The 12,086-nt window shown below is 71.3% G+C and carries 11 protein-coding genes; 5 read left to right on the forward strand and 6 right to left on the reverse strand.

Going from position 1 to position 12,086, the window contains the following annotated elements; genetic code table 11:
* Positions 1–4 precede the first annotated feature (4 nt).
* Together AB0C26_RS42545 and AB0C26_RS42550 are read right to left on the reverse strand one after the other, a co-directional pair.
* On the reverse strand, positions 5–652 hold the full coding sequence (locus AB0C26_RS42545) for a response regulator transcription factor (RefSeq protein WP_360259909.1): 648 nt from the start codon (positions 650–652) through the stop codon (positions 5–7).
* On the reverse strand, positions 649–1,755 hold the full coding sequence (locus AB0C26_RS42550; RefSeq protein ID WP_360259911.1) for a histidine kinase: 1,107 nt from the start codon (positions 1,753–1,755) through the stop codon (positions 649–651). Before AB0C26_RS42550 ends, AB0C26_RS42545 begins: the two co-directional genes overlap by 4 nt.
* A gap of 81 nt (positions 1,756–1,836) precedes the next feature.
* On the opposite strand from AB0C26_RS42550, the gene AB0C26_RS42555 reads away from it, so the two are divergent.
* The 3 genes from AB0C26_RS42555 (at position 1,837) to AB0C26_RS42565 (ending at position 3,001) form a co-directional block, all read left to right on the forward strand.
* Positions 1,837–2,250 (forward strand): hypothetical protein, encoded by a 414-nt coding sequence (locus tag AB0C26_RS42555; RefSeq protein ID WP_360259913.1) that lies wholly within the window; start codon positions 1,837–1,839, stop codon positions 2,248–2,250.
* Positions 2,247–2,399, forward strand: a complete 153-nt coding sequence (locus tag AB0C26_RS42560) for a hypothetical protein (protein WP_360259915.1) — start codon at positions 2,247–2,249, stop codon at positions 2,397–2,399. The genes AB0C26_RS42555 and AB0C26_RS42560 overlap by 4 nt, the downstream gene beginning before the upstream one ends.
* A 143-nt stretch (positions 2,400–2,542) precedes the next feature.
* Positions 2,543–3,001 carry a peptidoglycan-binding protein gene (locus tag AB0C26_RS42565; protein ID WP_360259917.1) on the forward strand — a complete coding sequence of 153 codons (459 nt, stop codon included), beginning with the start codon at positions 2,543–2,545 and terminating at the stop codon, positions 2,999–3,001.
* Here the strand turns inward: AB0C26_RS42565 and AB0C26_RS42570 are convergent, their stop codons facing one another.
* Together AB0C26_RS42570 and AB0C26_RS42575 are read right to left on the reverse strand one after the other, a co-directional pair.
* Positions 3,002–4,177, reverse strand: a complete 1,176-nt coding sequence (locus AB0C26_RS42570; protein ID WP_360259919.1) for an acyl-CoA desaturase — start codon at positions 4,175–4,177, stop codon at positions 3,002–3,004. It abuts the gene before it with no gap.
* A 16-nt stretch (positions 4,178–4,193) separates the two neighbouring features.
* Positions 4,194–5,255, reverse strand: a complete 1,062-nt coding sequence (locus AB0C26_RS42575) for a ferredoxin reductase (RefSeq protein WP_360259921.1) — start codon at positions 5,253–5,255, stop codon at positions 4,194–4,196.
* 108 nt (positions 5,256–5,363) lie between these two features.
* Here AB0C26_RS42575 and AB0C26_RS42580 point away from each other — a divergent pair, with 108 nt between their 5' ends.
* Together AB0C26_RS42580 and AB0C26_RS42585 are read left to right on the forward strand one after the other, a co-directional pair.
* Positions 5,364–6,518: a helix-turn-helix domain-containing protein gene (locus AB0C26_RS42580; RefSeq protein ID WP_360259924.1), complete on the forward strand. Its 1,155-nt coding sequence runs from the start codon at positions 5,364–5,366 to the stop codon at positions 6,516–6,518.
* 61 nt (positions 6,519–6,579) lie between these two features.
* The gene (locus AB0C26_RS42585) at positions 6,580–8,826 is read left to right on the forward strand and encodes a beta-L-arabinofuranosidase domain-containing protein (RefSeq protein WP_360259926.1); all 2,247 of its coding nucleotides are present in this window, start codon (positions 6,580–6,582) and stop codon (positions 8,824–8,826) included.
* A gap of 19 nt (positions 8,827–8,845) precedes the next feature.
* Here the strand turns inward: AB0C26_RS42585 and AB0C26_RS42590 are convergent, their stop codons facing one another.
* Complete coding sequence (locus AB0C26_RS42590; RefSeq protein WP_360259929.1) at positions 8,846–9,754, reverse strand: aminoglycoside phosphotransferase family protein; 909 nt, start codon at positions 9,752–9,754, stop codon at positions 8,846–8,848.
* 239 nt (positions 9,755–9,993) lie between these two features.
* Complete coding sequence (locus tag AB0C26_RS42595) at positions 9,994–10,983, reverse strand: LacI family DNA-binding transcriptional regulator (RefSeq protein ID WP_360260057.1); 990 nt, start codon at positions 10,981–10,983, stop codon at positions 9,994–9,996.
* Positions 10,984–12,086: the final 1,103 nt, after the last annotated feature.

A 12,086-nucleotide genomic window follows, 5' to 3' on the forward strand; every position in this document is an offset into this window, starting at 1 on the left:
GTACCTACTCTTCTCGCGGTATGCCGAGCACGGCCACGACGAGGGCGGCCCGGTCCCGGACGCCCAGCTTGGCCATGGCCCGGTTGACGTGCGTCTTCACGGTCAGCGGGGAGATGGTGAAACGCGCGGCGATGTCGTCGTTGGTCATGCCGGTGGCGACGAGCCGGACCACCTCGCGCTCCCGGTCGGTCAGCCCGGCGCCGGGCAGATCGGGTGCCTGCGGTGGTACGGACGGCAGGTGCGCCCGCGACGCGAGGGCGGCCATCGCCTTCGGCGAGAGCAGCGTCTGCCCGCGCGCGGCCAGGCGCACGGCGTCGACGACCGTCTCCGGGTCGGCGTCCTTGCCGAGATATCCGCGGGCGCCCGCGGCCACCGCGTCGAGCACGTTGGCGTCGTTCTCGAACGTGGTGAGCACCAGCACGGCGACGCCCGGCTCGGCGGCGATCCGGCGGGTCGCCTCGAGGCCGTCCATGACCGGCATCCGCAGGTCCATGAGGACGACGTCGACCCCACCGGCCCGGACGGCCTCGACCGCGGCCGCCCCGTCGGCGGCCTCACCGGCCACCTCGATGCCCGGCTCCGACTCGAGGATGCCGCGCAGCCCGGCCCGGATCAGGGCCTGGTCGTCGGTGATGAGCACCCGCACGCTCATAGCGGCAGCTCCACTGTTGCCCGGAACATGGTCCCCCGTCGGTCGGCGCTCAGGTGGCCGCCGGCCGCCGCCACCCGTTCCCGCATGCCGATCAGACCGTAGCCCGGCGTGCCCGCCGCCGTGGCCGCGACCGGGTTCGACACCTCGACGACCAGGCTTCCGCCCCCGATCCGGACGGCCAGCTCGACCGGCCCGTGCCCGTGCTTGCGGGCGTTGGTGAGCAGCTCCTGGACGACCCGGTAGGCGGTCATCCCGGCCAGATCCGGCACCCGGCCGGGGTCGCCCTCGCGCTCGACGGCGATGTCCATGCCGCCGGCCCGCAAGGTGGCGACCAGATCCTCGACACCGGCCAGCCCCGCCGGCGGCTCGTCGGTCTCCCGCAGCACCCGCAGCATGCCGGCCATCTCCCGCAGCACCGTCCCGGTCGCCGCCTCGGCCTCCCGCAGCGCCGCCTCGGCCCGGTCGGCGTCGGCCCGCAACGTCCGCCGGGCCAGCCCGGTGTGCAGCTTGATCACGGCCACCTGGTGACCGACCACGTCGTGCAGGTCCCGGGCGATCCGCAGCCGCTCCTCGGCCACCCGCCGCTGCGCCTCGGCCTCCCGCGTCTCGACCGCCCACCGCGCCCGCTCCTCGATGGCCGCGATGTACTGCTGCCGCGACCGGATAGCCGCCCCCGACCCGGCCGCGCCCAGCGTCCAGACCGCCAGCGTCACGGTCGCGGTGAGCCCGGGAGGAGCCTGCGCGACCGCGAGAACCGCATAGAGCTCGGCGAACGTGAGCACGGCGGCGGCCACGGCGAGCTTCCCGCCCCGGCGCATGAAAAGGTTGGTCAGCGCCAATTGCAGCGCCCCGGCCATGACCCCCGACCACAGCCCCGGCACGGCCAGCACGGCCATCGCGCAGAACCCGGCGACCCAGCCCGCCACCGCCGCCCGCCGCCACCCCAGCAGCAACGCCAGCGTGACCAGGGTCGCGCCGAGGGCCGGCCCGTCGCGGGCCCCGGTGACGAGCCCGGCGACGGCGAAGCCGAGGATCACGAGACAGGCCAGCGTGAACCAGGTCTCGGCCCACCACAGATAGCGCAGCGCCAGCCCTTTGATCATGATCATCCAAGCTATCCGACTCCGCGGAGGCCGCGGCACTAACGTGGCGTTGTGCTCATCGAAGCGAGTGACGGAACCCGAGTGGACCTGAGACCGGTGCGCTGGCAGTTCCCGGCCGACGCCGGCGAGTGGGACGACCAGTGGCTGGTCATCGATGGCACCGTCGACCTCGGCGACCGAACCTGGTCGTTCACGGACCCCTGCCTTCTCATCGGAGAGGCACACGACCTGACCGCGTGGCTCCGCCAGGTGGCGGCCGGTCGAGTCGGGCTATCGCTGTCGTTCATCGAGCCCGTTCTCAGCCTTTCCGCAGCCGCATGCGGCGACGAACTCGTCGTCCGCTTCTCCTTCACTGCCGAAGCCGCCGCGCCCTGGCCGCGCGAGAACAATCCGGTCGAGTTGCGGGTCCGGCCCGCCCAGATCCTGGCGGCCGCGGACGATTGGCAGCGGGAACTGGACGCCCTGCCCTCGCGATCGTTCACGAGCACCGAGTGATCGATACACGTGGCTTCCCTCGCGAGGGTCCCGGCGACCCCGTCATCGCAAGCGCCCTCGCGACGCCTTACGTGCGGGCCAAGGTCGCGTCCGCGCTGGCCCTCGAATATCTGCGCTCGATCGGCGTGGACTCCGAGCCGTCCGACTGAGGCCGTGAGCGAGGGTGCCGGCGCGGTGTTGTGCCTAACCGATGTCGGGAGCGCGACCGAGGACACTGTGGATCGCGTGGGGGAGTGACGATGGCGGGGCCGGAGCGGCCCGGGTGTGGCCGCCGGCTCAGGGGATGATCGCGATGGCGTTGCAGCCGTGGCCGCTGGTGCGGCAGGGGGACAAGGCTCACCCCGTACCGAGCCTTCAATATCACCTGCGGGCCCGCGGGCACACCGTGACCGTGGACGGGGACTTCGGGCCCAAGACGAACTCCGCCGTGCGGGCGTTCCAGCAGTCGAAGGGCCTGGCCGTCGACGGCATCGTCGGGCCGGCCACCTGGAAGGCGCTCGTTCTGACCGTGCGGTCCGGTGACCGTGGCGATGCCGTGAAGTCCGTGCAGGAGGAGTTCCAGTACCGCAACCAGTCCGGTGACCCGAACAACGCGCCGCTGGTGGACGGGATCTTCGGGCCGGTCACCGAGACCGTGGTGATCGACTGGCAGCAGTTCCTGCACGACAACGACGAGCCCGCCATGGCGGTCGACGGGATCGTCGGCCCCATGACGTGGCAGTCGTTGATCAGCGGGATGTACGCGGGCTAGCTACAGAGCGGCGGGGGCCTTGGCCCGGCGCCAGCGGTTGGCCTCGGCCGGGGCCTTCTTCTCCACCGGGCGGCGCACGGCCGCCTGGCCACGGTTGGGCAGCGACAGCCGGAAGACCTTGTACCAGGCCGAGGCCACCTGCTTGGGGAGCGGGCCCGCCGTGTAGGTCAGGCCGTACCTCTGGAACAGGTCCTGGATCTTGGGGGCGATCTCCTTGTAGCGGTTGCTCGGCATGTCCGGGAACAGGTGGTGCTCGATCTGGTGGGACAGGTTGCCGGTCATCAGGTGCATGGCCTTGCTGCCGCTGATGTTGGCCGAGCCGAGCATCTGCCGCAGGTACCACTCGCCGCGGGTCTCGCCCTCGATCGACGTCTTCTCGAAGGTCTCGACGCCGTTCGGGAAGTGGCCGCACATGATGACCGAGTGGCTCCACAGGTTGCGGATCAGGTTGGCCGTGGCGTTGGCGGCGATGGTGTGCAGGAACGACGGCCCGGACAGGGCCGGGTGCACCACGTAGTCCTTCAGGACCTGCTTGCCGATCTTCTTGCGGACCGCTTTGAGGCCGGCGCGGAACTTGGGGTCGCGACGGCTTTCCTTGGTGGCCAGGTTCTTGCCGAGTTCGAGGTCGTACGCGGCGATGCCGTACTCGAAGAAGCAGGCGTTGATGAAGTTGTAGAACGGCTGGCCCAGGTGCGCCGGGTGCCACTTCTGGTCCTCGTCGACGCGCATGATGCCGTAGCCGAGGTCGTTGTCGCGGCCGACCACGTTCGTGTACGTGTGGTGCAGCTCGTTGTGCGAGTGCTTCCACTGCTCGGCCGGGGAGGCGTGGTCCCATTCCCACTTCGTCGAGTGGATCTTCGGGTCGCGCATCCAGTCCCACTGGCCGTGCAGGATGTTGTGGCCGATCTCCATGTTCTCGAGGATCTTGGCGATCGACAGGCCGGCCGTGCCGACCAGCCAGGCCGGCGGGAACAGCGAGAAGAGCAGGACCCCGCGGCTGCCGAGTTCCAAGCCGCGCTGCCAGGCGATCACCCGGCGGATGTACGCGGCGTCCTTCTCGCCCCGGCTGCCCATGACCTCGTCGCGGATGGCGTCGAGCTCGACGCCGATCTGCTCGATGTCCGCAGGCGTCAGGTGGGCGATCGGGTTGGACTCTTTGCGCTGGATCGTCGTCATGCAGGTTCCTCTTTGCTCAGGCGTCGATGGTGCAGGGGCCCGCGGGGGCCGAGATGCAGGTCTGTACGGGGATGCTGTCGCCGGGCTCGGCGACGGTGAGCTGCCCGTCGCGCAGGTCGCGCACGGCGCCTTCGCGCAGCGGCAGCACGCAGCTGAAGCAGATGCCCATCCGGCAGCCGGACGGCATGAGCACGCCCGCGGCCTCACCGGAGTCGAGCAGCGGCTCGGATCCGTCGGTCTCGACGACCGTGCCGGACTGGGTGAAGGTGACCGTTCCGCCGCCGTCCCCGCTGATCAGCGTGGGCCGGAAGCGCTCGGTGCGCAGCAGATGGCCTGCTTCGGCGTCGGCCCAGTGGGTCTCGAGGTCGTCCAGCATCTCGTTCGGCCCGCAGGCCCAGGCCCGCCGCTCGAACAGGTCGGGCACCAGTTCGTCGAGGTCGGCCGGCTTGAGGCGGCCGTCGGCCCGGGTGTGCCGCTCGATCAGGCGGATCCGCCCGTCGGCGGCCATCGCGCGCAGCTCGGAGCCGAAGACCACCGCCTCGCGGGTGCCGGCCGAGTGCACGACGACGACGTCGGAGAGCTCGTGCAGGGCGCTGCGCAGCATGCCCATGACCGGGGTGATGCCGCTGCCCGCGGTGACGAACAGGGCCTTGGCCGGCCGGGGCGCGCACAGCTGGAACTCGCCGGTGGGCGGGTCGAGGTGCAGGATCCAACCCCGCTTCGCGTTCCGTACGAGGTGATTGCTGACCACGCCCTCGGGAACCGCGTTGACGGTGATGGTGATCCGGCCGTCGGTGCGCCGGGGCGAACTGGTGATCGAGTACGAGCGCCACAGCCGTACGCCGTCGACGTCCACCCCGACCCGCACGTACTGACCCGGCTCGTGCCGCACCCAGCCGCGGCCGGGCCGCAGGAGCAGGGTGACGCTGTTCGCCGTCTCCGGGCGCACGGCGTCGACCTTCGCGCGGAGCACGTTGGCGTTCCGCAGCGGAGCGATCACGTCGAGATAGTCGGCGGGCACCACCGGCGTGGTGATCAGTTCGACCACCCGCCAGGCACTGCCCCGTATGTTGCGCATCACAGCCACATAACGAGTTTCCTGCGTTCCGGAGGTAGATTCCTGACCGGAGGAAGTGAACAGCACCGCGTTTTTTGTTCGCAGGAGACAAGACGAGGCGATTAAACGATGAGTGACGCTCTCCCGGATGTCAGAACTTTCCGGCTCGCGCCGGAAGTCGTCGCCCCGCTGAAGATGCGCCTGCCCGACGTGGCGTTGCGGACCATCGATGCCATCATGACCGAAGTTCCCGCGTACGCCGTGCCCTTCGCCGGTGATCTCGGTCCCAAGATCGAGCGAGCCGTACGGGCCGCCCTGGGCACCTTCCTCGAATTGGTGTCCCGGGCCGACGGCCCCGAGCCGCAGTCGCCGCTCGGGCCGGCGCTCGAGGGGGCGTACGCGCTGGGAAGGGGTGAGGCCCGCAACGGCCGCAGCCTGGACGCGCTGCTGGGTGCCTACCGGGTGGGAGCCCGCGTCTCGTGGCACGAGCTGGCCGCCATCAGCGTCAGCAGCGGGCAGCCGGCCGCGACCATCGCCCACTTCGCTGAGCTGGTCTTCGCCTACATCGACGAGCTCTCCGCGGCCAGCGTGGCCGGGCACGCCGACCAGCTGGCCTCCTCCGGCCGGGCCCGGATCCGCGACCTCGAACAGCTGGCCCAGGCCCTGCTGGCCGGCGAACCGGAGCACGTGGTCGTCGCGGCCGCCGAGCGCGCCGACTGGTCGCCGCCGCGCACGCTGACCGCCGTGCTCGTCCCCGAGCACTCCACCCGCACGGTCGTCGACCTGCTCGACCCCCGGACGTTGCAGCTCAGCGAGGTGCTGCTGGTGCCGGACATGGACGGCTCGGCGCGGGCCGCCGTACTGGGCCTGCTGCGCGGCCAGAGCGCGGTGGTCGGCCCGGCGCGGCCGTGGCTGCGGGCCAAGGCGTCGTACGACCGGGCGGTGCGCACCTCGGAGCTGATCGGCCCGGCCACCACCCGGACGGTCGTCGACACCGAGGACCACTTGGCCGAACTGGTGCTCACGGCCGACCCGCAGGCCCTGGCCGACCTGCGGTCGAAGGTGCTGGCGCCGCTCGGCTCCGGCCCCGACGCCAAGCTCGTCGAGACGCTGCGCAGCTGGCTGCGCCATCAGGGCCGCCGCGAGGACGTCGCCGCCGAGCTGTTCATCCATCCGCAGACGGTCCGCTACCGGATGACCAGACTGCGCGAGCTGTACGGAGACCGGCTCCGTGACCCGGAGTGGACGTCCGCTCTGATCATCGCGCTGGCCGTTCCGGGTTGACGCTCATCGATGTATGGTGAGGGGGCTCCCATTGTTAACGTTAACTACGTCGGAGATCCCCATGCCTGTCACCCGCCGGAGCCTGCTGTTCGCCGCCGCGCTCTCCCCCGTCCTCACCCGCGCAACGCCCGCCCTCGCCGCCGAGCTCCCGCCCACCCGCCCCGACCTCGGCGTCGCGGCCCAGCCGTTCGAGCTCGGCCAGGTGCGGCTCACCGCCGGCCGGTTCCTGGACAACCAGAACCGGACGCTGAGCTACCTGCGCTTCGTCGACGTCGACCGGCTGCTGTACGTCTTCCGGGCCAACCACGGGCGGTCCACCGGCGGGGCCGCGGCCAACGGCGGCTGGGACGCGCCGAGCTTCCCGTTCCGCAGCCACGTGCAGGGGCACTTCCTGACCGCGTGGGCGCAGGCGTGGGCGGTGCTCGGCGACACGGCCTGCCGCGACAAGGCGAACTACATGGTGGCCGAGCTGGCGAAATGCCAGGCCGCGAACGGCTACCTGTCCGGCTTCCCCGAGTCGGACTTCACGGCGCTGGAGGCCCGGACCCTCAGCAACGGCAACGTGCCGTACTACTGCGTCCACAAAACCCTCGCCGGCTTGCTCGACGTGTGGCGCTACATCGGCAACACCCAGGCCCGCACGGTGCTGCTGGCGCTCGCCGGGTGGGTCGACACGCGTACCTCCAAATTGTCGTCGTCCCAGATGCAGGCGATGCTCGGTACCGAGTTCGGCGGCATGAACGCCGTGCTCACCGACCTGTACCAGCAGACCGGCGACGCCCGCTGGCTGACCGTGGCCCAGCGCTTCGACCACGCGGCCGTCTTCAACCCGCTGGCCTCCGGCGTGGACCAGCTGGCCGGGCTGCACGCCAACACGCAGGTGCCCAAGTGGATCGGCGCCGCCCGCGAGTACAAGGCCACGGGCACCACCCGCTACCGCGACATCGCGGCCAACGCCTGGAACTTCACGGTTGGCGCGCACACGTACGCCATCGGCGGCAACAGCCAGGCCGAACACTTCCGCGCCCCCAACGCGATCGCGTCGTACCTGACCAACGACACGTGCGAGCACTGCAACACGGTCAACATGCTGCGGCTCACCCGCGAGCTGTGGCTGACCGACCCGAACCGGGCCGCGTACTTCGACTTCTACGAGCAGGCCGTGCTCAACCACGTCATCGGCGCGCAGAACCCGGCCGACGCCCACGGCCACGTCACGTACTTCACGCCGCTGCGCCCCGGCGGCCGCCGCGGCGTCGGCCCCGCCTGGGGAGGCGGCACGTGGAGCACCGACTACGGCACCTTCTGGTGCTGTCAGGGCACCGGCGTCGAGGTCAACACGCGGCTGATGGACTCCATCTACTTCCGCGACGGCACCACCCTGACGGTGAACCTGTTCGTGCCGTCGACGCTGAACTGGTCCGAGCGGGGCCTCACGGTCACCCAGACCACGGCGTTCCCGGCCGCCGACACCACGACGCTGACGCTGGCCGGCACGATGAGCGGCACCTGGAGCATCCGTGTCCGGATCCCGTCGTGGACCTCGGACGCGACCGTCACCGTCAACGGCCAAGCGGTGGCGGTCACCGCCGCCCCCGGTTCCTACGCCACGATCACCAGGGTCTGGGCTCCCGGCGACACCGTCGTCGTGCGCCTGCCGATGCGCCTGATCGCCAGGCCCGCCAACGACAACCCCGGCATCCAGGCCATGGCGTACGGGCCGGTGGTACTGGCCGGCAACTACGGGAACGCGGCGCTGTCCGCGCCGCCCGCCCTCGACGTCGCCTCCGTGCGCCGCACGAGCGGCCTGGCCTTCACCGCCACCGCGAACGGCGCCACGGTCAACCTGGGCCCGTTCTATGACGCGCACGGCTTCAACTACGCCGTCTACTGGAGCACCACGCGGGCCTACAAGCTGGTGAACGCGGCCACCGGCCTGGTGCTCGGCATCAAGGACATGTCGGTGGCCAACGGCGGCCTCGCCCTGACGTGGGACGACACCGGCACGGCGGACCACCGCTGGATCCAGATCCCGGACGGCGACGGCATCCGGCTGCGCAACCTCAACAGCGGCAAGGTCCTGGGTGTCGAGAACATGTCCACCGCCGACAACGCGCGTGTCATGCAGTGGGACGACAACGGTACGGCCGACCACCGCTGGATCCTGGTTCCCGCCGGCGACGGCCTCTACAAGCTCCGCAACGCCAACAGCGGCAAACTGCTGGGCGCCCTCAACGGCGGCACCGCGCGCGGCACCCAGGTCGTGCAGGACAGCCGAGACACGGTGTGGCGCGTCGTGCCCGTCTAGGAGCGCGCCTGCTCCGCAGCTACGCCTGACTTCGCAGAACCCGCTGCAGGGCCGAGCGGCCGGCCGGTCCCCAGTTCGGCTTCCCGCCGGGCCGGCCGCGCTCGCCGTTCTGGCCCATCAGCATGAGAAACAGGCACTTCATGGCGGCCAGCCCACGCGCACGCCGTACGGTCGCCTCGTCCACCGGCGGGTAGCGGTCGAAGAACCGCGAGGCGCCCCCGTCGGGCAGCAGCAACCACGCGGCCGCGATGTCCCACGCCGGATCGCCGGCGAAGAGCGCGCCGAAGTCGACGACGCCCGCGAGCGTGCCGTCGGCGACGACGACGTTCGCGGGATGCAGGTCGCCGTGCACCCACACTCGTGGTCCCGGCCAGGGGGGAGTCGCCGCCGCCTCGTCCCACACGGCCCGGATGTCACCCGCGGCGAAGCCGAAGGCGTCGAGGTCCACCGCGCCGAGGAAGCGCTCGAACCCGTCCCGGGAGTCCCTGGGGTGGGTGCCGAAGTCCGAGGCGCCCGGCGCTTCCGGCGGAGCCGGCACATGCAGCGCCTGGAGGAACGCGGCAAGCACGTCGGCCGCGTGGTCGCCGCGGGTGATCGCCGTCTGGTCCAGCGGAGTGCCGGGGACCCAGGTCATGACGGTCCACATCTTGGGCAAGCGCGCGGAGGGCGAACCGTCGCGCACCGGAGTGGGAATGGGAAGAGGCAGGCGTGCGGCCAGCACGAGCAGCCAGCGGCGCTCCTTGAGCTGCGGGCCGGGGCTCGTGTCCATCCGCTGCACCCGGACGGCCAGGTCGTCGCCGAGGCGCCACATCTGGTTACCCCAGCCGCCCGCGACTTCGCTGAGGGGCCGGTCGGCCAGGTCCGGGTGCTGCTCTCGCAGCAGCGCACGGACCAGATCTTCGCTGACCTCGATCTCCGGCTCAGTCACGGCTGGCCACGCTACCCGGCGCCGGGTCGGTGGCTCTCAACCACTAGGCCCCACCCGACCGAAAGTGAACGTTCTCTATAGACCGAGACAGACCTAGCGAAGCCGTACTCCCCTTGACGGCTCCGCTAGGCCTTACTCTCACTCGATGTCCACGGCGCCGAATTCACGTCGAGACGTGTGAACGCTAACACACCACAGTGATCGATACCAGCCTGCACGGCAGCAAGGGAATGCCGTTCTCAGGAGGGCGGCTCGGCCACGCTGGCGCGGGAGACGAGGGTGGGCGCTATGACGCGGCGGGCCGTCGTCGGTGGGGCGCCGGACTCGATCTGGGCCAGGAGCATGTCGATGCCGGCGCGGGCCACGGCGTCGAAGTCGGGGCGGATCGTGGTCAGCGGGGGCGTGTAGTACGCGGCCTGCGGTACGTCGTCGAAGCCCACGATGCTGATCTCGGCGGGAACGCGGCGGCCCTGCTCGTTGAGGGCGCGGAGAAGGCCGAGCGCCATGTGGTCGTTGCCGGTGAAGACGGCGGTCACCTCGGGCAGACGGGCCAGGAGCTTGCCGTTGCGGTAACCGGACTCGGCGCTCCAGTCCCCGATCAGCAACGGCGGCGGTTCCACGCCGGCCGCGCGCAGTGCTTCCTCCCAGCCGCGGACGCGGCCGTTGGCGTCGAACCAGTCCTGCGGTCCGGAGACGTGCCAGACGGTCGAATGGCCCGCGGCCAGCAGGTGTTCCGTGGCGGCGCGCCCGCCGGCCACCTGGTCGACAGTCACCCGCGTGCTCTCCCGGCTCGGATCGCCGTCGATGGTGACCAGCGGAATGTCCGCGGGCAGGGCCGCCAGCGCCGACTCGGCGCTGGTCACCGGGGCGATCACCACCAGTCCGGCCACGCGCTGGTCCATGTGGCGCTCGACGGCGCGGGCGATGGAGCGTTCATCGAGAGTACGCACGTTGCCCACGTTCACGGCGAACCCGCTGTCCTGCGCCGCCTGCTCGAACGCGTTCAACATCGACGCGGGCCCGAACAGCGCCGTGTTCGGCGCGACCACCCCGATCACCGCCGACGTGCCGGTGACCAGAGCCCGGGCCGTACGGTCGGGCCGGTACCCGAGCTCAGCGATAGCGGCGCGCACCTTGAGACGTGTCGGCTCACTGACGTTCGGATGCTCGTTCAGCACCCGCGACACGGTCTGATGCGACACCCCCGCCAGCCGGGCGACATCCATCATCCCCGGCGGCCGCCCGCGCTTCACCCTCACCCGCACCCCACATCTTGTCCTTGCCGGAAGAATAGTCGCGCCGCGCAGCCCGAACCCGTCAACGAAACGCAGCACACACCGCCGACGGCGGCCGGCCGCGCCGCAAGACGAGCCCCCATCACGAAAACGCGGCATTCAACAGCGGCGAGGCGCGGAACGTCGCATGTCGTTCGGATGGCCGCGCACCGGGGGTAAGGCGCCCCGAGGAAACGTGGCCCCCGCTCACGCTGCCCGAGCACCGTGCTCCGACCCGTCGGCCGAGCGTCACCGCATCCTGAGGTTCCGCGCCCGGCCTGGACCACCGGCGGATCCGCAGTGTCGCGTCCGGTTCAGATTGTCGCGTTTGGTTGGCAGCGCCGCGCCCGGCCTGGACCACCGGCCGGTCCGCAGTATCGCGGCCGGTCCAGATTGTCGCGCCCGGTCTGCAGCGCCGCGCCCGGTCCGCGCTACCGGGCCAGTCCGGAGTCGTCCGGTCCGCAGGCGTCGCGGTGGTCCGGAGTGTCATTCCCGGTCCGCGCTAACGGTCCGCAGGGTCACGGCCGGTCCGCAGCGCCGCGCCGCCGGGGCCGGTCCGGAGTGTCGCGGCCGGTTCGCGCCACCGAGCCGGTCCGCAGAGCCGCGCCCGGTCCGCGCTACCGGGTCGGTCCGCAGTTTCGCGGCCGGTCCGCGCCACCGAGCCGGTCCGCAAAGCCGCGCTCGATCCGCAAAGCCGCGCTCGGTCCGCGCTACGGGGGCCGATCCGGAGTGCCACGCCCGGTCCGCACTACCGGGCCGGTCCGCATTTTCGCGGCCGGTCCGGATTGTCGCGTTTGGTTTGCAGCGCCGCACTTGGTGCGTGGCGCCGCGCCGGGTCCGAGGGCGCCGCGCCCGGTTCGCGGGCGTCAGGCCCAGTCGAGGGCGCCGCGCCCGGTCCGGAGGCGCCAGGCCCAGTCGAGGGCGTGCGGGGCCGCCCGCCTTGTCGAACGGAGGGGCGGCGAGCGCGGCCGTGGTAACCGTCGAGCGAGTGTTCGAGCCGCCAGGGGCGCGGAGGTCAGGGCGCCGGGATGACGGCGTGTGGGCGAGGGGTGAAGATC

It is taken from the genome of Actinoplanes sp. NPDC048796 (assembly GCF_040650035.1).
GTDB lineage: Bacteria > Actinomycetota > Actinomycetes > Mycobacteriales > Micromonosporaceae > Actinoplanes.